29 protein-coding genes are annotated in these 18795 nt (G+C 27.9%); 4 read left to right on the forward strand and 25 right to left on the reverse strand.

The annotated features are described in order from the left end of the window. Positions 1-4: 4 nt before the first annotated feature. From J3E06_RS07185 to J3E06_RS07260, 16 genes are all read right to left on the reverse strand, one after another. Positions 5-328, reverse strand: a complete 324-nt coding sequence (locus J3E06_RS07185) for a hypothetical protein (RefSeq protein WP_013179873.1) — start codon at positions 326-328, stop codon at positions 5-7. Continuing rightward, positions 328-702, reverse strand: coding sequence for a hypothetical protein (locus J3E06_RS07190; RefSeq protein ID WP_013179874.1), 375 nt, complete (start codon positions 700-702; stop codon positions 328-330). The genes J3E06_RS07185 and J3E06_RS07190 overlap by 1 nt, the downstream gene beginning before the upstream one ends. Further along, positions 695-2875 (reverse strand): PKD domain-containing protein, encoded by a 2181-nt coding sequence (locus J3E06_RS07195; RefSeq protein WP_013179875.1) that lies wholly within the window; start codon positions 2873-2875, stop codon positions 695-697. Before J3E06_RS07195 ends, J3E06_RS07190 begins: the two co-directional genes overlap by 8 nt. Before the next feature lies 1 nt (position 2876). After that, positions 2877-3149 (reverse strand): hypothetical protein, encoded by a 273-nt coding sequence (locus J3E06_RS07200; RefSeq protein ID WP_013179876.1) that lies wholly within the window; start codon positions 3147-3149, stop codon positions 2877-2879. A gap of 408 nt (positions 3150-3557) precedes the next feature. Further along, positions 3558-4019 carry a hypothetical protein gene (locus tag J3E06_RS07205; RefSeq protein ID WP_013179878.1) on the reverse strand — a complete coding sequence of 154 codons (462 nt, stop codon included), beginning with the start codon at positions 4017-4019 and terminating at the stop codon, positions 3558-3560. A 12-nt stretch (positions 4020-4031) separates the two neighbouring features. Continuing rightward, a complete protein-coding gene (locus J3E06_RS07210; RefSeq protein WP_013179879.1) occupies positions 4032-4265 on the reverse strand; it encodes a hypothetical protein in 234 nt (77 codons plus the stop codon). A gap of 21 nt (positions 4266-4286) precedes the next feature. After that, the gene (locus J3E06_RS07215) at positions 4287-4799 is read right to left on the reverse strand and encodes an ATP-dependent Clp protease proteolytic subunit (protein ID WP_013179880.1); all 513 of its coding nucleotides are present in this window, start codon (positions 4797-4799) and stop codon (positions 4287-4289) included. Then, positions 4800-5075: a hypothetical protein gene (locus J3E06_RS07220; protein WP_013179881.1), complete on the reverse strand. Its 276-nt coding sequence runs from the start codon at positions 5073-5075 to the stop codon at positions 4800-4802. It lies immediately after the preceding gene. Positions 5076-5083: 8 nt separating this feature from the next. Then, positions 5084-6337 (reverse strand): hypothetical protein, encoded by a 1254-nt coding sequence (locus J3E06_RS07225; RefSeq protein WP_013179882.1) that lies wholly within the window; start codon positions 6335-6337, stop codon positions 5084-5086. Between the two features lie 10 nt (positions 6338-6347). Then, entirely contained in the window at positions 6348-6902 is a 555-nt protein-coding gene (locus J3E06_RS07230) for a hypothetical protein (RefSeq protein ID WP_013179883.1), read from the reverse strand. 5 nt (positions 6903-6907) lie between these two features. Next, complete coding sequence (locus J3E06_RS07235) at positions 6908-7171, reverse strand: hypothetical protein (protein WP_013179884.1); 264 nt, start codon at positions 7169-7171, stop codon at positions 6908-6910. An 87-nt stretch (positions 7172-7258) separates the two neighbouring features. Continuing rightward, positions 7259-7621, reverse strand: coding sequence for a hypothetical protein (locus tag J3E06_RS07240; RefSeq protein WP_013179885.1), 363 nt, complete (start codon positions 7619-7621; stop codon positions 7259-7261). A gap of 120 nt (positions 7622-7741) precedes the next feature. Next, the gene (locus J3E06_RS07245; RefSeq protein WP_013179886.1) at positions 7742-8965 is read right to left on the reverse strand and encodes an ATP-binding protein; all 1224 of its coding nucleotides are present in this window, start codon (positions 8963-8965) and stop codon (positions 7742-7744) included. 150 nt (positions 8966-9115) lie between these two features. Then, positions 9116-9538, reverse strand: a complete 423-nt coding sequence (locus tag J3E06_RS07250) for a hypothetical protein (RefSeq protein ID WP_013179887.1) — start codon at positions 9536-9538, stop codon at positions 9116-9118. Beyond that, positions 9538-10062, reverse strand: coding sequence for a hypothetical protein (locus J3E06_RS07255; RefSeq protein WP_013179888.1), 525 nt, complete (start codon positions 10060-10062; stop codon positions 9538-9540). The genes J3E06_RS07250 and J3E06_RS07255 overlap by 1 nt, the downstream gene beginning before the upstream one ends. Further along, positions 10034-10384, reverse strand: coding sequence for a hypothetical protein (locus tag J3E06_RS07260; protein WP_013179889.1), 351 nt, complete (start codon positions 10382-10384; stop codon positions 10034-10036). The genes J3E06_RS07255 and J3E06_RS07260 overlap by 29 nt, the downstream gene beginning before the upstream one ends. Before the next feature lie 312 nt (positions 10385-10696). Between J3E06_RS07260 and J3E06_RS07265 the strand changes: the two genes are divergently transcribed. Continuing rightward, on the forward strand, positions 10697-10894 hold the full coding sequence (locus J3E06_RS07265) for a hypothetical protein (protein ID WP_157209399.1): 198 nt from the start codon (positions 10697-10699) through the stop codon (positions 10892-10894). A 535-nt stretch (positions 10895-11429) separates the two neighbouring features. Here the strand turns inward: J3E06_RS07265 and J3E06_RS07270 are convergent. The 9 genes from J3E06_RS07270 to J3E06_RS07310 are packed head-to-tail and all read right to left on the reverse strand — an operon-like array spanning position 11430 to position 17348. Beyond that, positions 11430-14435: a hypothetical protein gene (locus J3E06_RS07270; protein ID WP_013179890.1), complete on the reverse strand. Its 3006-nt coding sequence runs from the start codon at positions 14433-14435 to the stop codon at positions 11430-11432. 7 nt (positions 14436-14442) lie between these two features. Then, complete coding sequence (locus J3E06_RS07275; protein ID WP_013179891.1) at positions 14443-15396, reverse strand: tyrosine-type recombinase/integrase; 954 nt, start codon at positions 15394-15396, stop codon at positions 14443-14445. A gap of 31 nt (positions 15397-15427) precedes the next feature. After that, entirely contained in the window at positions 15428-15877 is a 450-nt protein-coding gene (locus J3E06_RS07280; RefSeq protein ID WP_013179892.1) for a hypothetical protein, read from the reverse strand. Positions 15878-15897: 20 nt separating this feature from the next. Beyond that, the gene (locus J3E06_RS07285) at positions 15898-16179 is read right to left on the reverse strand and encodes a hypothetical protein (RefSeq protein ID WP_013179893.1); all 282 of its coding nucleotides are present in this window, start codon (positions 16177-16179) and stop codon (positions 15898-15900) included. Further along, on the reverse strand, positions 16169-16417 hold the full coding sequence (locus tag J3E06_RS07290) for a hypothetical protein (protein ID WP_013179894.1): 249 nt from the start codon (positions 16415-16417) through the stop codon (positions 16169-16171). Before J3E06_RS07290 ends, J3E06_RS07285 begins: the two co-directional genes overlap by 11 nt. Positions 16418-16430: 13 nt before the next feature. Beyond that, the gene (locus tag J3E06_RS07295; protein WP_013179895.1) at positions 16431-16640 is read right to left on the reverse strand and encodes a hypothetical protein; all 210 of its coding nucleotides are present in this window, start codon (positions 16638-16640) and stop codon (positions 16431-16433) included. Beyond that, complete coding sequence (locus J3E06_RS07300; RefSeq protein WP_013179896.1) at positions 16637-16975, reverse strand: hypothetical protein; 339 nt, start codon at positions 16973-16975, stop codon at positions 16637-16639. The genes J3E06_RS07295 and J3E06_RS07300 overlap by 4 nt, the downstream gene beginning before the upstream one ends. Before the next feature lie 26 nt (positions 16976-17001). After that, positions 17002-17163, reverse strand: coding sequence for a DUF2080 family transposase-associated protein (locus tag J3E06_RS07305; protein WP_013179897.1), 162 nt, complete (start codon positions 17161-17163; stop codon positions 17002-17004). Beyond that, entirely contained in the window at positions 17163-17348 is a 186-nt protein-coding gene (locus J3E06_RS07310; protein WP_013179898.1) for a DUF2080 family transposase-associated protein, read from the reverse strand. The genes J3E06_RS07305 and J3E06_RS07310 overlap by 1 nt, the downstream gene beginning before the upstream one ends. A gap of 173 nt (positions 17349-17521) precedes the next feature. Between J3E06_RS07310 and J3E06_RS07315 the strand changes: the two genes are divergently transcribed. The 3 genes from J3E06_RS07315 to J3E06_RS07325 all read left to right on the forward strand — a co-directional run bounded on the left by J3E06_RS07315 (position 17522) and on the right by J3E06_RS07325 (position 18723). Beyond that, the gene (locus J3E06_RS07315) at positions 17522-17917 is read left to right on the forward strand and encodes a winged helix-turn-helix transcriptional regulator (RefSeq protein WP_013179899.1); all 396 of its coding nucleotides are present in this window, start codon (positions 17522-17524) and stop codon (positions 17915-17917) included. A gap of 194 nt (positions 17918-18111) precedes the next feature. Further along, a complete protein-coding gene (locus J3E06_RS07320; protein ID WP_013179900.1) occupies positions 18112-18288 on the forward strand; it encodes a hypothetical protein in 177 nt (58 codons plus the stop codon). A 9-nt stretch (positions 18289-18297) separates the two neighbouring features. Next, the gene (locus tag J3E06_RS07325; RefSeq protein ID WP_013179901.1) at positions 18298-18723 is read left to right on the forward strand and encodes a hypothetical protein; all 426 of its coding nucleotides are present in this window, start codon (positions 18298-18300) and stop codon (positions 18721-18723) included. The last annotated feature ends 72 nt before the right edge of the window (positions 18724-18795 follow it).

Consider the following 18795-nt stretch of genomic DNA (forward strand, 5'->3'; position numbering starts at 1 on the left):
CCTATTATGGTTTTTGCATCTCTTTAATTGTTTCAGTTAACATCATAAGTGTAAAAACACCATTAACGATGAAAACCGTTGTAGAAATTGATTTTGAAAATATTACGTCGAGACCTATAAAAAAACTTATAAAAGTTATCATAATTAATTCGGAGACAAATACAATCATCGTATTTTTATTTGAAGATAAATAAATCGCAATATTTGCACCCAATAGAATAATAGAAACCGTTTCAGGATAAAGAGCTAATAAATATTTTAAAGTTTCAAAGATATTTGGATTTGATAATATTTCAAAATCCAATGATACTACACTTGTATTTACCATTATCTCCCCCCAAAAATATCCTTACCTGTGATTACATAGAACATCGTACTCCACGTTACAGTTCCACAAACTAATGAAAATAATTCGGAAAATGGATAGGGTATCCCGAAAGATTTCCAAACCATATAATTTCCAGATATTATATTGAATAAAGATGACAAGATGGTTGCACCAAAGAACCAATTACCAAAACCCATATCTCCAATAGTAGACGGGGTTGAAAGAGCTCCTAAACTCATTACACCCGTTCCAGTTGGAATATTTGAGGAAATTATAGGAATTTCGAAGTAATCACATACTGAAGGGAGTAATGCAATAGCAATATTCAAAGATAAAATAAAAACCATAATGTTCCAAACTTGTGTTTTAGCCATTTTCTGCACCCCTTTTAAAAACTGTCCATACCCACGCTAATATAGCAATAGATAAAAATAAACCGCTCGATATTTTACCAATAGTTCCAATATGAAATATATCTTGAACTACTGCAAAGATAACTGAAGACACCAACAAAGATAAATGCAAATTACCGCTTGAAGCTGATAAAATTACAAATAATATTGCAGATATCAAAAAGCATAGAACTAAATAAAAAGTAAATGTAAAATAAGGCGGTTCATAAGATTCAAAATAGATTTTTTTAGTTAATATTTGAAATTTAGTATATTTTGCTACATCATAATTTTGATAATTTTGATTTACAAATATATCATATAAAATTTCAGAATTTTCTTCACATCGATATATTGAAGCATCTAATTCGTTATATCCCTGAGTTAATGCAAAAGTGCTGTTTATTTCGTTATATGTAATGTATGTATCAGTATTTTTTTCAGTAACTACAATAACTTTACCCATTGCTTTATCTTTGTTTGATAAAACAACTAAATATTGTCCATACTGCCCGTTTGGTTGAATATTGTATTCAATTCTTTCAGATAATTTATTATCAAAAATACTTCCAATTTCTTGGTTTGCATTTTGATTAATATATATTGTATCAGGGTCTTTTGCAATTATTTGCTTATATAAATTGCCATTTACAAAAATATTATACGTTTTACCTTTCATTAAGTGAGCTACAACGTCTTTATTACCCACATTTATTGTTTTTAAATCAGTTGTTTTAACTTCTATTTTATCATCGGAATATGATATAATATTATATTGCACAACATAAGTATTTGCGGGCGGTAATAATATATCATAACTTGATAAATTGGTAGTTTCAACCTGTCTTATTAATCCGTCCGAAGATGTAAAAGTTATTATTGTGTATTCAGGGTAAGTTACATTATAACTTGTATTGTTTGATATATTTATTAAATAATTGTTGTTAGTAAATAAAACACCGTTTATCGATAAATTACTTGGAGCATTTCCTGTTAATTCATCTATAAAATTAATTTCGGCATTTGATATTTCATTCCCTACTATAACGTCAATAGTATTATATTTTACATCCCCATTTGTTAAAATAGCTTTACAAATAATTATATAATTTCCTGATTTTGCATAAGTATGAGATATAATATTTGAAGTAGTTGATTCAGTTGTCCCATCTCCAAAATCCCACTCATAATGGTCTATATTATAATTGGAACTTACCGAAAATTGTACCGAATCCCCTAAATTAATAACTTCTTTATCTTTTTGAATTTGTAGACCTTCGTCAATAATATAAGGCATATTAGTAATTTGAAAGTTATTGGATGTAGGGTACATATGTGGTATGTACATATCAATCTGGTAATCTGATAATCCAAAATCGTTATTATTTGTTATATTAACTCTTAATTTTCCATCTTCTAAAGTATTGGTAATTTCAACATTTTGATTAATCTTTTGAACTGCCATATATTTAAAAGATGTTGAAGAAAAAGCATCCAACCTATATATTACATATTGAGTATTTCCTATTGTTTTATCCTTATATACACTAATTTTATTCACTGAAGATACAATCTTATCAGGATACCAATCTATTGTAAACAAGCGGTCATTATTTTCATCTATCGCCCCCGTTATAAATTGTGTATATGCGCTTGATTCATAGTAAAACTGCCTAAATCTCGAATCATAACAGTCTGTGTAAATGTATTGATAGTTAGGTATAGTGCCAGCTTCTAATCTATAATCATTTATAAAACCAAAATATGTCCCAGAAATAATTTGTCCGTTCATTTTTAAACGAGTGTTAGGTGTATACATCGTTTTTGTGTGCATATTACCCTTTGCTTGATTTGAATGTAAATATACCCTACCACTTGCAATAGTTGTTGTTGCATCATAGCCTAAAGTCCAATCGTTTGCATCATAAGTATCTGCATCGCAGTAGAACTCATAAACCTCATTTGGGTTATTATAGTTAGCTGAATTTACATCTTCACTAACATAGTAAGTAACGTTACTATTTGCAGGAATAGAAGAGATTTTAAAAGTTAAAAGTTGATTATCCGAATCATAATGATAATAGCACTGTTCTGCGTTGCAGAAAGAAATTGAAAATAAAATTATCGTTAAAAATAGTAAACTTTTTAGTTTCATATTACCATCCTCTTGGATAATTATTCTCATATTCGTTTGAATTTCCTTTTTTATACATATAAATTAAAATAATAACAGCTAATTCAATAGGGAAAGCGTTCCACATCATAATATACGTTCCGTGCCAAGTCATCATCTGTGGAACGTTTGCAGTCATAGGGGTTATGATATTATCGACCATTCCAACGATATAAGTCATATAGCCCCACGCTATAAGCATCACTGCATAGGTTATCAAACCCTTTGCAATAACTATATATTTTCCGTCACTCATTTTTTCACCACATTACAGATAATGGTAATAGCATTATCGTGTAAATACTTACAATAGGGATAAAAGGGAAGCCTTTACGCTCTTCAATTAGAAATACAAATAAAGTAGAAACCAAAGAAGTAATTAATATTATATAAAACGCTAATGGGTTGAATATAAAAGAAATAGATATAAAATAAAGATAGTCGCCTTTTCCCATAAATTGAGATAAAACAAAGCATAATATCAATGAATGTAAAAAAGTAATAAAACCTAATTCTATAAAATTAGAATTCCAAGATATTGCAATAGATAATAAAAAATTAATTAACAATTGAATAATATATACATAATTATTTTTTAAATCACAATATGACATTAAAATAATATTAAAAAATAATAAAATGTATAAAATGAAATTAATCATATTTACACCTTATATTTAGTATATAGCGACTTTTTATGCTCTTTTAACTGTTCATGTATGAGATAATACGAAACAATGCATATTAATAACGCATTAGTAACTATGTTAAATTCAGCACTTAATGGAATCATTTTAAATGCTATTATATATACTAATGTAAGAAATAGTACAAAATCAAGACTTTTAAGTGCCGAATAAAATACAATTTCTAAAATAAAAGAAATGTCAAAAGATTTAATATATTTAAGAATTTTATGTTCTTTAATTAAAATATGATATGAACCAATAACTCCTATTGCTAAAAGTATAGGAACTGCTAATGTATTGGGTGTAATAATTAATACTTTTGAAATACCTATATGCCCTATGTATCCAATAACTAATATTAACCACATTAAATGAGTAGATATATCATCCAATACATCGGCTTTGTTTAAAAAATCAAGAACTTCTTTATCCATCATTACTATCACCAATTATCTTTTAGTAGTTTTAGTTTTTCTTTTAGTATTTCTTTTTTTATTACTTTTAGAACTATTTTTCTTTACAGTTCGCTTAGTAGTTTTTCTTTTAGTAGTTTTAGTTTTTTTAGATGTGGTCTTTTTAATTTTTTTATTAGTACTTTTTTTAACTCTTCTTTTAGGCTTTTCATCATCGTCTGAAACTGCAATTCTTACCATTTTTTTTAATTTTCCAAATATACTTCCCACATTCCCACCTTTTTTAATTCTTTACATTGTATTATCAATTATATTCGTTATTAACCCCATGTTTAATGCTTCATTTGACGAAATATAATTTAATTTTAAATTGTATTCTTTATTATCTTCTATCCATTTTTTTAAATCGTTAGATTCATTTTTTAGATATTTATTTGTAATATTATCATATAATTCCTTAAATTTCGCTAATGTTGAATATTCTTCTACTGTTCCACCGTTTTCATAACAGATGCCGTGTGTAAAGAATACTGTATTATCATATGCAAATCTTGCATCTTTTGGAAAAGATAATATTATATTTAATGCAGCACTCCCTACTTCTCCGGAACATACTACTTTTTTAAAAATCCCTGAGCTCTCTATTAAATTAATTACAGACATACTATGTGCAATACCGCCACCTTGTGAATGTAGCCACAAAGTGCATTCTTGTGCCACGTCATCGTTTTCAGCTATGAATTTTATTAATTTATCAACCATTTCTTCTTCAATCCTTCCGTTTAAAAAGAATGTTTTAGTCATTTAACCACCCAGTAATATTTTTTCCCATTGTTGATATGCCATAGTACTATATTTTTTATAATTTATTATCAAATGAAATGAAGAAAATAGTCCCAATAATCCTAATAGTACGCCCACATATCCATAAATATCAATTATAATATTGGAGGGGTAAGTGATTAGCATAATCCCTGCCAATATGCAAAATATGCCCATTGTAATAAGTATAGTAATTGAAAAAAATAAACTTGCATATATTCCAAGTTCTATTAATTGTAATTTTAAAGGTTGTCCCATTTAATCACCTAAGGCTTTAAAATTGTAGCATTTTGTACAACTGTTTGAGTTGCATTAGCTACATTTTGAGTATTTACACCGTTCATCTGTTGCATTACTTGTGATGCAATTGCAGTCGGGTCAGAACCCGAACTTAAAACAGATATTGCAATAATTCCAATAATTGCAAGTATTAAAATAAGCTGTAATGTAGTACCATTTATCAATTGGTTACTATTTGCAGTTTTTAAGCTTACAATGTGGTCAACATTTGCATCTATTGCTTGTGAGCTTACGCCCATCGCATATTGTTCAACAGCTCCATAATCCACAGGAGTCCAGAATGAAACAGTATCGCCTGCAACTTGATTTTCTAAAATAGCAAAGTTAATTGTTGGAAATCTTGATTTAAAAGAAAGTAATTGTTTTTTTAAGTCATTTAATCTTAATTCTCTAATTTCATTGTAATCTAAATTACTTTTAATTTTATTTAATTTATTAAAAAGAAGTTCATTATTATTTGCCCTATCTATTAGCTGATTATAAGCATTAGAATTTACAAATTCTTTTAATTTTAATTTGATTTTATCTTTTTGAGTATTTGGTTGATTTAATAATATTGCATATTCTGAAAATATATCAATATAATAATTAAATTCTGATTCATTACATAGTTTTTTAAGCTTTTCAAATTCTAAAATCGGTGATTGAGCTACAAAAGGTTCTAAGGCATTCTGTGAACTATTTTCAACTATTCCAAAATCTACATAATGACTATAACGATTTTTAACTTCGTTTATTTTTTGATATAAGTAATCCATTCTTTTTTGTTCGGGGTCTGTTTTGTATTCCCTTGAAGATAGTTCAAAGTATTCTTTTAACATACCCATAAATGTGTTAAATTTAGCCCTTCCAAGCATATCGTCTAATATTTTCAACTGTCTCGAGGTTTCGGAGTCATTTGCAATACCTGAATTTAGTGTTATTTTTACACAGGGCATCCCAAATCGTCTGTACCATTTTAAATTTGAGTTTAAAATATGTGTTCTTTTTCCTGCAATCATTACTTCAACGCCTGCAGTATCTCTATTACCTAAACATATCATATCTTCACTAATATGTTCTACAATAACTATATTTGGGTTTCTCATACGCTTTGTAAAAGCTGAAACGATTGTTTTTAGTTGAGCAGGCACAAAAGACCTATATTTTAACCAAAACCAAGCAAAATATAATGTTATACAAGTTATCCCACCATACAATCCCAATGATACTAAATCCATTTAATCACCTTTATTTTTTGAATATTCTATTAATAAATGACCTGTTTGGTGTAGGTTCTTCATCATCTACTTCATATTTAGCAATGTTATAATTCCTAAATACGTTATTTTGTAATTTTGCACCGATTGAATCGCTTAAATGTATTCTTAAGTAATTTTCTCGTTCAGATTCATATAATACAGATTTTGAACTAATTGCACAAGATGGTAAACCTACATTTTTATGAATATACCTTTTTAATTTAGTTTCAGCAATGATAATCTCTTTTTCCCATTCTGAAATATTACCTAATGTTGCACCTACACTCAAAAGCAAATCCTCTTCTGACGTACTTCGTGAAATTATATCTAAAACATCGTTTTTTACATTTTGAGAAATTGGTGTTTGTTGAATTGGTTGTTCATTGCCTTCAAAAAAGTCATCATAGTATTCATGTCGATTTTCATCTTCATTAGGTTCTTCTTCATAATATTCTTCGTCTTCGTCATTTTCTTCACGATTTTGATATTTCATAATTATTAGCCTTTGTAATTCTTCAGGCGATAATTCTTCATTGTATTGCACTATACTCACCTCTTTTTAAGTCTGTCCATTTTAATATCTTCTAAAAGCATTAAGAAATTACATATTACAGCAATTAATGATAAAAAGCCCAAAATTATAGCAATCGTATCAACATACCACAAATTAGAAGACATTAACATATAACTTAGTATTAAACTACTGCAAGATGTAAACAAAGCTAATATCTGATATTTTGCAAAATCTAAGTTAAAATAAGATATAATTAATAAAATAATAATTGTTAAAAATTCAGCAGTTATAAAATCCATCAAACCACCTATAAGATTAATTGATTAATTTTGTGAAAAAATAGATAAAAAAAGAATTGAGAGGGTATATTTTTAAAATATGATTTTTTACATTCCACCGCCTTGTTGTCTTCCACCGCCGAAGAAACCGAGAGATTGAAGCAAAATACCTGCACCCAATACCATTGGAATAATTACAAGTAAGTTAAATGTACTACCGGTTAAACTGGTTAACATTGTTGCTGCACCATAGAGTGGTGAAGTACTGTTTATCATTTGCATCATAATAGGTGAAATTTGTCCCAATATACCAATTACTATGAAAAGCATTATAATAACGCCTGCAATCGCATTAACTTGTGTTTGAACCCAACCATCACATTTAGAAGTTGCGATAAGTTTTGCATATTCTGCAATTTGTTTATAATTTATATTTCCTTCTTCTTCTAATTTTTGAAGCTTACCTAACATTTTTTTACCCCTTTAATTTTTTTAGTAATTAATAATTATTTTATATTATTATATAATAAGAAGTATTCTTGTTGTAATATAAAATACTGTTTAATGCGTACTTTTTTGAACATTTGTGAACTAATTTACAAGTATTTTAGTTTTTAAATTTAACATATATTTTGTAGTAATTAATTTATTTTCATAACAAGTATGAAGTTCTTTTAATGAAGTATCTATATCATACTCCTTTTTTAAAAATTCAAAGAATTCCCGTATTAATTTATAGTAATAACGTTTTGTTATTTCGTTATTGGCATATATTTGCTGTAAATAGGCTAAACATTGAGTACTATCTTTATCTTGATAGTATTTTGCAATAACTTTGTCTTTAAAGCCATGATTTGAAGAAATGGGTATTTTAGATTCTTCTTGTTCTTCTTCAGGATGTTTAATAGTTCTTATACTTGCACGTATCAAATAATCCCTTACTTTTAATTTTTTAAAGCTTTGAAATCCAAAATTACCATTTTCAATAAGATATTCCCCTTTTCTTAGTCTTTTAACAACTGATTTATCTATGTCACGGGAATTAGGAACAGAAGCAGCTTTTAAATAAATATAATATTGAAATTTACCTACAATATGATAATCTAAGTCAAAAGAGTTGTGAACTCCACAATAAAGAGATATCCAAGATTTCCTATAGTCTTTAAAATTCGTGGTAAATCGCTCTAATATCCTATATGCAATACCTTTAAATGTAGCAGGGAATAAATCGTCCGCTTCATCTATAAATATGCTCGTCCATTTTGCATAATCCAAAGTAAGATAATAATCAAAGAATTCAAACCAAAACAAGTTATTATTTTTAGTATTTTTTTCTTTATCGGAAAATGTAAGGGTATTGGTTGATTCAATAGTTTCAATTAGTTTGGGAGACACCTTATAAGTTGTAGGTGTATATACAACGTTTAAAACGCCTTTTTCAAAATTTGACACCAATTCTTTTATATTTTTGTATGATTTTTTATTTAAATCTGATTTAACCCGTGAATCCTCTGTAATTTTAAAAATATCAACTTCATCGTTAATATGATGATGAATTAAAACCTTTTCTTCCCAATCATCTAAATAATGATACGACTCAGTGTCCCTACCTCTCCATATTACAAATTCGTTATCCAATAATTGCATAGCAAATCTTAACATTAATGTTGATTTACCAGTCCCAGGCGGTCCAGTGATTAAACACTCTTTACCACCATCTGCATAGCTACGTTCTAATGATTTTTCAGTTAATTCCCAACCATTTTTTCGAGCTACGTCTCGACCATTTCCAAAGAATGCTCTTTTTAGATTCATAAGAAATACCTCCAAGATCGTGAACAAAAGTGAAATACCCCGAAGGGGGAGGGGTATACATATATATAATAGACTTACGAAATTACGAAAAAAAATTATTGCAAAAAGTTGCTTGGATGATTTGTTTTTTTTAAAAAAGAAAAAATAAATTTAATGTTCATCCAAAAATGATTGTTTTTCAAAAGCAACTTCATCAGCAATATTTAATAATAAATAATATAATCGATTATTAATTTTATTTAATTTATTAATTTTTGATTTATAAAGTTTATAATCTTCAGTTCCAAGAACTTCCTGACCCGAACGATAGCGATGATATAAATCAAAATTAGTAGATAAATTTATTTTATCAATTTTATTATGTAATTGGTAAAGTTCATCAGACGTATTCATTAATCGCATATAATATTCAGAGTATTCTGTTTTTAATCTCTTCTTTTTTTCTTGAACAATATATAATAAACTTGTAATTGCCAATTCGAGAGCTTTAATATTTAATTCAATATCATTACCCCTCGAATATTGAAGTATTAAAAAAATAGTGTTGTTTGCAACCATATCTAAATCAGCCATTATTCCACCTCAAAGTGAGCTACCTCAAAGTGAGCTGGTACTACTAACTTACGGGAAATCTTTATAAGTCCGATTTCTTTTGCCGTATTATATAGCAACTCTGAAAACATAATTAATAATTTAGGATTTGGTACAGTGTATTCACAAGATATATGAATTTTCTTTTGTGATCTTGTTTGTAGTTCGGTGATTCTTTTACTTTTTTCAATATGGGGTACAATTTCAACAAACGAAGATGCACCAATTTGATATTCAATTAAAATAAAGTAATCATTCATATTTTTAGACCATGATGAATAATATTTTTCAAAATAAGACATTAATTTTAAGTTATTGTCAGTTTTAGGAATATCTTCCTTCAGTTCAAAAAATATATTTGCAATAATTGCAATAACTTCAGAATAAGATTTTAATTTTAAGTTATTGGATAATTTTGTAGAAATAATAAATTCTTTTAAAAATAGTACTTTGGTTGCTAATTCTTCATTTAATTCCCTATTCTTTGATACTTGTTCCGTAATCATAACAACCCTCTGCAACTTTATTAATTGCAATTTCTATAACTTTATAATCAAGGTATTGAGGATGTCTTTGTTTAACTTTCTTTATTTCGTTAAAAAATAGTTTTTTCTTATTTTCTGATAAATTGTATTTCTTAGAAATCTTACCAGCTTTGCTTTTTACAGTGTTTAATGAACTACATTGAGCATTGTTCATAATTGCGTCATTTAACAAAGTTCCACATCCTGAATCATATATTACGGGAAATTTACCTGCTGCGTAATAATCCCTCTGACCATAATCTAAAAAAACTTCTTCACATCGTGGACATATTTTTAATTTCACAATATCACCAAAATATTATATATGATATATCGTATACAAAAGGACAATATTGACATTTAAAATATAGATATGTCATATATATCTGTAATCACAAGGTGTGTCCTTCATACAATATAGAAACTTCTTTGGGAGAAGTAATAATACATATAAATGTGGGTATATATTACGATTTCCTCGTTTTTTAATATTCTGCTAATCCCGTTGAGCTCTGCTCAACCCGCGTTCAAATCGCGGTCTCCGCGTATATTCTGTTTTAAAGTATTTTACGAAGTTTAAATTTTTACGATTTTTAAGAAATTAACGGGATAATTTTTGCAACTATTCCGTTTTTCTTATAAGAATCAAGCATTTATTAAGGTTATTATTGGATTTAAAAGGCATTTTACAATTTTCGTTTTCGGAAAAGTTCACGACAGTGCAACGGGATTAAGACGAAGTTCTCACTTTTATGTCTTAAAAGAAAAACATTATAATGTAATATTGGCTGGAGAATTTACTTCAAAATTGTAAATTTTGTATCTGCAAAATGTTTGTATGTATAAAATTTTCAGGTTAGGGTTAGGAAAAAGTAGTATTACTGGGTTTTTATGCTTCTTTTATATAATGGAGTATGTAAACGTCTCAAAAAACCTAACCTAAACCTAACTTGACAGGTTAGGTAATACTTATTATGAATAAAAAAAATAATGTAATAATTAATATGACAAATATATTATATAATATTATAAATCTTATAAATCCTAACTTACTAAGTTAGGTTTAGGTTAGGTTTCAGGTTAGGTTTTTAAGACGATTGAGAAGAGAATATAACAAAATAATAATATATATTATATATTTATATTTCCTAACCTACCTAACCTAACTTTTCAGGGTTATCAAACTTTTTTTTAAAGAAAAATAAAACCTAACCTGGGAACCTAACCTAACTTTTACATTTTTTAAGTTATGGTCATATTATTTTAAAAAATATCTCCTAATATATATTACATTTAGATGTATGGATATATTATTTTTTAAAAAAAATAAAGATGGCTATACACCACCTTTACAATATTTGTATTTTTCCAACTCTTGGATAATGAATATAACATTTATCTTCTAATAATTTAAATATGGATTTTACATCTCTCTCATCTCTGTCCAATGCAATACAAACTTTTGTTATTAATAAATATTCTTCAGTAGGTTCATTGTGATTCTTTTCAATTTCTTCTTTTATTAATGTAAAAGCAAGTGATGCATCTTTACCCAAGTTCCTTTTTACATTAATTTCTTTTTCAAAATCTTCATCCTGCCCAACTTCTTTTAATGGCATCCATATTGCCTTTTTTCCTCCGCATCCTTTTATCCAAGCTGTTTTATAGTCCCAATATGCTTTTAACTTACCAACTTCTGCAACGTTATATTTTTCAATATCTAAAATATCATAACTGTCTTTTGTAATTATTAAATAAGCCATTTTCTCTTGTATTTTAATATCTAATCCGTGTGACCTTAACATAGTGTATAAATTTTCTTCAACACCTGGTGATGCGTCATATAATAAATCATAAATGTCGTAGGTTCTACCATCTTGATTAAATCGTATGTTTCTTCTAACACTTTCAATAATACACTTTCTAATAGCTTTATCTGGTGTATTAACTGCTGAATAATTTTCAACTGGATAGTCTGAACTTGGTGTGTAGGATTCTTCAAAGTATGAAAATATTGCTCCTAAAATTGCTCTACCTATTTTAATTACATTTTCTTTGGCTTTTTCCCTATCTCCGCTAAATTCTAAATTCTCGATTTGCTTGCCAATCATACTCAAATTATCATAAATCCATCTACCCAATAGATGGATTTTATCATATAACCATCTGTATTCGTCTATTGTATTAACGGTTTTGATATCATCGATATCTACAATAATACAACGTGAAATTAAAGCCATATCATTAACATTTAAATCATTAGTTGTTATCAATAATGGTCTTATAACTGATGAACCGTTCCATTCCCCATCTCTTCTATATCTTTGTGTAACATCTTCAGCACCAGTTCCGATTCTTTTAATCATACCTTCAAGTTTCTTGGGAATCTCTTTTAATTCATCAAATAGCATCGGTAAATTTACCCACTGTTCTTCTTCTAATCTTATACCTGTCCCTTGTGTAACTGCTTCACCATACTGATATTCTGAATTTAATAATAATTTACTAAATAATAATCTAACTCTTGCAGATTTACCCTGTGCGTGGAGACCTGTCACAATTAAATTGGGGAACATATCTATTTTTCTATTTGATAAAAAATAATACCTAAATACTGAAGCCATTGTATATTCAAGAATCCATTTTGAAACATCATCTTGTAAGTAAAGTTTCAAATGTTTTACAATCTTTTTAATATCGTCTTCTTCATATTTTTCATTAAATAGCTTAATAAAGTCCCTTTTGTAATGCAACATAGCTGTTTTACGTGGTAGTTCCCATTCTGGTGGCAGTATTATTGTATCTTTATTATAATATCCCCATGCTTTAGTTACTTTCTTGCATTCGTCAACCTCAAACTTTTTGAGAATCCATTTGTAAATTAAATCGTATTCATAAAGATATTTTTGATGTCCACCATTTCCACTTTTTGCAACTTCAACAAAATCATAAAATGCGTAATCGTCAAAAATGTCTATAAATTCCTTATTTATTTCCAACTCTTTCCCCTTCAGTACATCGTGCAAGTCAAAGAAGTGTTTATTAACTAATTTGGGTTTTGTAAAGTAAGCTAATGACCTTGTTCTTACTATTTCTTCACCATCGCTATTGGTTCTTCGTTCAGTTTCTTTATTAATATTGTAAATTCCTCTGAAGCATTCCATTTCTAACTTACCAACGTTTCCCAACATTAAAGCTTCTAACTCTTCAACACTCTTTTCTTCAGCATTTATTTTTTTAATATAATATGCTTTAAGAGGATTACCTTTTTTCTTATTTGCTAACCAGCAAGAACTACATTCTTGTATTGGACAATTCATACAATTTGTTGGAGCTCGTCTACTATTGAACCACTCTTCTAAGCTTCTTAAGGTCAATTCTTCATTAAAGTTATTTGAGTACTCTTTAAATATGCTTAAAGTCTTTGAAACATCTTCTCCCTCGTCTTGATTGAAGACCTTCATAAAGAAAGCTCTTAAAAATAATTGTATATCTCGATTAGCTTCTCCTTTTTTTCTAAGTTCCAAAGCTTTTTTAACACAAGGTGGTACATAATCCCAGTTTATTTCCTCGATAGATTTAAAATCCCTTTCTTCATAGTCTTCTTTTAAAACTTCATCTTTATAATTTGTATAATTCTTAAACTGATTAATAACAGCATTATAATCATATTTAACGTCGTTTATCTCTAAAACTCTTCCTTTTTTAGAAATATACTTTTTATTATCGCTGAATGGGATTCTTAAAACTCTTGCTAAATCATAAATGTTAGAATCTCCATTTACAACTTTATTATTTTTATTGTCAAATTCAATGAGTTTTTTAAACTCTAATAATCCTTTTTCTCCTATTGGATAATCTAATAAATAATATAATTGTATTCCATGACCTGTAAAAAAACTAAATGTTGGCTTCAGGGGTAAATTTAAACTTTTATAATAATCTTCAACTAACTTGTGAGCTTCCAAGTCAGTTATCTTAGTAATATCTTTTTCTAAAAACTTTTCATCTTTTTTAAGGTCTCCATAGCCTAAAACGTCTTTAAGTACATCAATATCTATAGGGATTATGGATATATTATCAAATGTAGCGTCCTTAGTACCTTTATGTTCTTTTCTTAATCCAATACCATAATAAACACTCATTAGATTATTAAGTGTGATACTTTCCGCTAAAAACTTTGGTAATTCATTAGGATATTTAAAATATTTTTGAACTGGTTTACCATTGCTATTAAACGCTCTAAGCTCTATAAACTTATCTTCATCTATATTTTTAGATGCTATATCAAATACAGACCTGAAGAATACATTAACTGTATTGCTTAATTCAATTTTTCTTTCTTTTTTACCCATATTACCCCTATAAGATATTTTTTATATTATTTAAACTTTCATTTGTCCTTTCTCGATTGTGTGCATAAATCATTGTAGTTTCTACCCTATTATGTCCCATATATCTACTTACTTCATCTAAATTAACCCCTTTCGTTAGTAGATTTACACAACAACCGTGTCTTATGGAATGTAAAACAATTCTCCTATTTTTAGCAAGTTTACCTTCTGCTTTTAATTCTTTCACACAAGCGTTAAAAACTCGATATATTGCATTTCTATTTATTTGCTCACCGTTAAGCTTCTGAAATAAGTAATCATTATCATTTTTATTTCTATTCTTTGTAATAATATAGTTTAAAGCTTCTTTGGTATCATTTGCTAATATTACCCTTCTTTCGGTGTAGTTCTTGGATTTAGTTATTACAATTACTCCATTTTTACCATCGTAATCTTTTAATTTAGAATTTAAAATTTCTGAAACTCTGCAACCAGTATCCCATAAAGTTCTTAGAAGAACTGCATCTCTATCTTGGGTGTAATTATTTTTATTATAGAGTTTTTGGAATATTAAGTCCATATCTTGTGTAGTTACATAATCATAATGCTTTTTATCAAATTTTTTAAACCGTTTACGTTCTTTACACTCTGTTTCAAATTCTTCAAAGTTATCATAGTTCATAACCTTGTAGAACATCACTAAAAGGTTATAATACCTTATTTCTGTATTTTTAGCAATTCTTCTTTCATTTGCTAAGTACATAAAGAACTTTCCAAAATCTAATTTTGTTAGATTTTCAGGTCTTCTTTTAATAATCGAGTTACAATAAGTAAGAAATACTTTTAGTTTAGTTACATCGATTTGAAGTGTACTTTTAGCAATACCGTCAAGTTCACGTTCATATTTGTATTTTTCAACGTATTCTTCAGCGTTGAAACGTTCATCACTATTAAATGTAATTAGTCTTTTTACGTTTTTCATAACTATCTCCCAAGTAAAAAGTAAAATTAAATTATTCTTTAAACATTATTTCAGCATCAAACTCTTCATTTAACCGTTTACAACAAAAGTGGAAACCTTTCAAGGTTTCAAAAGGAATCGTTTGACAGAATTGAACCTCTGGACAAGACATATAGACCTTAGCTTCATTTGTAAATATATCTACAAATAAAACGGAATCATTTACTCGCCCGATTAAAGTTTTTATACCTTCAATCGCATTATCAATAACAAACTTATCTTTTCTAAAGCTAAAAGCGTTAAACTCTTCTTTTTTAACTTTTTTCAATAAAACTTTCTTACCATACTGTGTTTTATAGAACTGCTCTATTGATTCTTTATGTTCACTAAATAATTTGTTAAACTCTTTATTTTCATGATTAACCGATTCCCAATGTGCTTTATGTGAATCGTATTCTTCTCCATTTTCTCCCTGCATTATGTAGTATTCAACAGCTTCCATAGTTCCCCCACCTTAAAAAGTTATTTCCAACTAATAATATACAACCAGTCATTTTTAGAAGTTTTAAAAGCAGTTACATCTGTAACATACCTTTTAAAGCTCTCACCAGTTTCTTTGTTAATTATCTTAATTTTTAACTTATCATCGTAATAATCTCCGTTCATAAATCCAAGTAAGACATCTAACTTATATTCATCTCCCATACCTGCAATGAACTCCCTAACAGTATTATTTTTAATACCTGATTTCTCTTTTTCATAGTTTTCAGGAGTTGATTTAAATTCTATTTCTTTAATAATCATTTTCTCGCTCTTTCCTTTCTTTTTCTATAAATTTTTGACGAATTTGATAAAGTTCATATGATATACTATCGGTATTTTGATTACTTTCTTCAACGGCTTTTGTTAATTTAGATACTTCCAAAGCAATTAATGCAAATCCGTTTTGAACTACATTACATAAATCATCATTGTTCATTATCTTTTTATCAGAGATTGCGTCCTGATATTCTTTATATTTCCCATAATCTTCTCCATTCATATTCCCACCCATTTTATAATTCAAGAAGGTCATACCCTTCTAAGTCAATAGCTCTTATATTTCTTGGTTCGTCCCACTCATCCCATCCTACAATGTCTAAAACGTCCATTTTTGTAATTTCTTCGTCTTCAATTGTAGCTTCAACGTTTGCAACGATTCCGCAATCAAACATAAAACCTTCAATTCGATAAGTTCCATCAGGTAATATGGTTTTATAAATCATTTTTCCACTTCCAAATACATATACTTAAATAATGTATTTTTCAGTTTTTCCAAGATTGATAATTGTCTTTTTAAGCTTCTATTGTTTCCTGTAAAGTATAACCAGTACGTAAAAGATTTTTCAATTTGATTTGCTCTTTTTATGTTATACTTGGATATTTCTTCATCCGCCCTATTTTCGTTGTCTCTTATAACATAATTTTTAACATCTTTTAAATCCATTCTCGATACAACTGCATCTTCTATTTCAGATAGAATACATTTCCATTGTTTTAAACTCCTTTTGGATTTAAAAAAATGTGATTTAGTGCCCCTACTCACTTTAAATCTTGCCATATTCCCACTCTTTTATTTTTTTAATTTTAAATTTTAAAATGTTTATTGTATTGCTTTAAAAACTCTTCAATCTCTTCTTCATCTTCAACTAATATAATTAAAGCAAGTTTGCCCAAATATCTTTTAGATATATTGAGTTTAGCCCCAGAACCGTAAGGTTTTACCAACCTCTCTTTTAATAATATCATTATTCCTCCTCTTCTTCTACCAAAACAGATATTATTTTTTCTTTGATACTTTCATTGTCGGGTAATATTATTAATACGGCTTCTTTACCCAATTCCCCTTTAGGTAATGAAAATCTCGCTGAATTACCGTGTGGGGAAATAATGCCCCAGTATACGCCAGTATCGAGTTTAGCAGTATTTGCCATAAGCCACCCCTACTATTATATTATATATTCCAATATAGGTTTAAGTCCCTATATAGATGTATAATTTAACAAGTATATAAAGTTTTTGGATAATATGCCCATATATAAAAATAACCCTATAATAGTTAATATATCACATATTCATATATTATGCCATATAGCAAAGGGATATTATGATTGTAGATTTGATAAAAAAAAGACACGTGGATAGAATTTTAAAAACATTGAATAATAATGAACTTTATTTTGGACAGCTAAAAAATGAATTAAATGTTGATGCAGGTTCGTTAAATAAGTTATTAAGAGAAATGTGCGACGAAGGAGTTGTAAAAAAGCGTATTGAAGAGAAAACAAAATCTAATAAATTATCCAAGGTCTATTATTCTTTAACAGATTTGGGTACTGAACTTTTAGAAAAATATTTAGCCATTGAAAATCTTGATTTAAAAAATTTAAATTCTAATCTTGAGGATAATAAAAATATAGTCGATAATTCTAAAAATACTATCATAAATAATTCAGGAATAGTTTCAGGTAGTCATTCCACTAATATTAATATAAAAAAATGAGAAAGTCTATTTTATAGAAGTCATTATTAATTTTAATTTTTAACTTTTTTTTCGATTTTTTAAATAATTATACAAATATATATGTTTTAAGGACTCTAATTTGTAATATTTAACTCTTTTTATTAGGTTTATTTCAAAATCCATATATATAGATATATATACATATTTATTATTTAGTAAAAATGAGGGGTAAAATGGCAAAAGCTAAGAAAACTACAACTAAAAAGACTACAAAGAAAACCACTAAAAGACCTGAAACTCTATCAGAGTTTATAACTGGTAAACCTTCCAAAGGTCCTAAAACTATTCAAGGTGCTATGAATAAAATAATAACGGGCGATGGAAGGAAAAAACCAAAAGGATTTTTATAAGTGAGTGTTATGTATGGATATTATGATAAAGTTTACAGAGAAATAAGGAATTGGAAACCGTCTAAAAGATATAAATCTGAAAAAGGTTACCAAGAAGATTTGTTTAAGCATTTAAAAAAGAATTTAAACAACGGTCCTTTTACCTTGGGAAATACTTCTGTAAGAATGGAAGCAGGCAGGAACTTATGTGACATAGTGGTTGAAAAAAACATAGGTATAGAATTAAAAAAGGACTTAACCACCAAAGCTAAGGTCGATAGATTACTTGGTCAAGTTAATAGATACTTAGAGGAGTATCAGGAGGGGGTTATAATAGTTCTTGTAGGCAATACTAGCGAATCAAAGTTAGAAGATTTAAAATATGCTTTAAGACCTTTAACCACTTCGGGGTATGGATTCCCTAAATCTTTAAAGGTAGTGGCAGTACGCAACTAACAGTTAAATAACTTGATAAATAACTAAACTTATAAAAATAACAATACTTTTTTATCTTTATTTCATTCTAGT

Origin of the sequence: Methanococcus voltae, assembly GCF_024807655.1 — an archaeon.
Taxonomy (GTDB): Archaea; AGJL01; Methanococci; order Methanococcales; family Methanococcaceae; genus Methanococcus; species Methanococcus voltae_D.

Excerpts from the sequence above, each read along its gene's own strand:
- J3E06_RS07185 (WP_013179873.1), bottom strand. The coding sequence starts at position 328 with ATGGTAAATACAAGTGTAGTATCATTGGATTTTGAAATATTATCAAAT.
- J3E06_RS07190 (WP_013179874.1), bottom strand. The coding sequence starts at position 702 with ATGGCTAAAACACAAGTTTGGAACATTATGGTTTTTATTTTATCTTTG.
- J3E06_RS07195 (WP_013179875.1), bottom strand. The coding sequence starts at position 2,875 with ATGAAACTAAAAAGTTTACTATTTTTAACGATAATTTTATTTTCAATT.
- J3E06_RS07200 (WP_013179876.1), bottom strand. The coding sequence starts at position 3,149 with ATGAGTGACGGAAAATATATAGTTATTGCAAAGGGTTTGATAACCTAT.
- J3E06_RS07205 (WP_013179878.1), bottom strand. The coding sequence starts at position 4,019 with ATGATGGATAAAGAAGTTCTTGATTTTTTAAACAAAGCCGATGTATTG.
- J3E06_RS07215 (WP_013179880.1), bottom strand. The coding sequence starts at position 4,799 with ATGACTAAAACATTCTTTTTAAACGGAAGGATTGAAGAAGAAATGGTT.
- J3E06_RS07220 (WP_013179881.1), bottom strand. The coding sequence starts at position 5,075 with ATGGGACAACCTTTAAAATTACAATTAATAGAACTTGGAATATATGCA.
- J3E06_RS07225 (WP_013179882.1), bottom strand. The coding sequence starts at position 6,337 with ATGGATTTAGTATCATTGGGATTGTATGGTGGGATAACTTGTATAACA.
- J3E06_RS07235 (WP_013179884.1), bottom strand. The coding sequence starts at position 7,171 with ATGGATTTTATAACTGCTGAATTTTTAACAATTATTATTTTATTAATT.
- J3E06_RS07240 (WP_013179885.1), bottom strand. The coding sequence starts at position 7,621 with ATGTTAGGTAAGCTTCAAAAATTAGAAGAAGAAGGAAATATAAATTAT.
- J3E06_RS07245 (WP_013179886.1), bottom strand. The coding sequence starts at position 8,965 with ATGAATCTAAAAAGAGCATTCTTTGGAAATGGTCGAGACGTAGCTCGA.
- J3E06_RS07250 (WP_013179887.1), bottom strand. The coding sequence starts at position 9,538 with ATGGCTGATTTAGATATGGTTGCAAACAACACTATTTTTTTAATACTT.
- J3E06_RS07255 (WP_013179888.1), bottom strand. The coding sequence starts at position 10,062 with ATGATTACGGAACAAGTATCAAAGAATAGGGAATTAAATGAAGAATTA.
- J3E06_RS07270 (WP_013179890.1), bottom strand. The coding sequence starts at position 14,435 with ATGGGTAAAAAAGAAAGAAAAATTGAATTAAGCAATACAGTTAATGTA.
- J3E06_RS07275 (WP_013179891.1), bottom strand. The coding sequence starts at position 15,396 with ATGAAAAACGTAAAAAGACTAATTACATTTAATAGTGATGAACGTTTC.
- J3E06_RS07280 (WP_013179892.1), bottom strand. The coding sequence starts at position 15,877 with ATGGAAGCTGTTGAATACTACATAATGCAGGGAGAAAATGGAGAAGAA.
- J3E06_RS07285 (WP_013179893.1), bottom strand. The coding sequence starts at position 16,179 with ATGATTATTAAAGAAATAGAATTTAAATCAACTCCTGAAAACTATGAA.
- J3E06_RS07290 (WP_013179894.1), bottom strand. The coding sequence starts at position 16,417 with ATGAATGGAGAAGATTATGGGAAATATAAAGAATATCAGGACGCAATC.
- J3E06_RS07295 (WP_013179895.1), bottom strand. The coding sequence starts at position 16,640 with ATGATTTATAAAACCATATTACCTGATGGAACTTATCGAATTGAAGGT.
- J3E06_RS07300 (WP_013179896.1), bottom strand. The coding sequence starts at position 16,975 with ATGGCAAGATTTAAAGTGAGTAGGGGCACTAAATCACATTTTTTTAAA.
- J3E06_RS07305 (WP_013179897.1), bottom strand. The coding sequence starts at position 17,163 with ATGATATTATTAAAAGAGAGGTTGGTAAAACCTTACGGTTCTGGGGCT.
- J3E06_RS07310 (WP_013179898.1), bottom strand. The coding sequence starts at position 17,348 with ATGGCAAATACTGCTAAACTCGATACTGGCGTATACTGGGGCATTATT.
- J3E06_RS07315 (WP_013179899.1), top strand. The coding sequence starts at position 17,522 with ATGATTGTAGATTTGATAAAAAAAAGACACGTGGATAGAATTTTAAAA.
- J3E06_RS07320 (WP_013179900.1), top strand. The coding sequence starts at position 18,112 with ATGGCAAAAGCTAAGAAAACTACAACTAAAAAGACTACAAAGAAAACC.
- J3E06_RS07325 (WP_013179901.1), top strand. The coding sequence starts at position 18,298 with ATGTATGGATATTATGATAAAGTTTACAGAGAAATAAGGAATTGGAAA.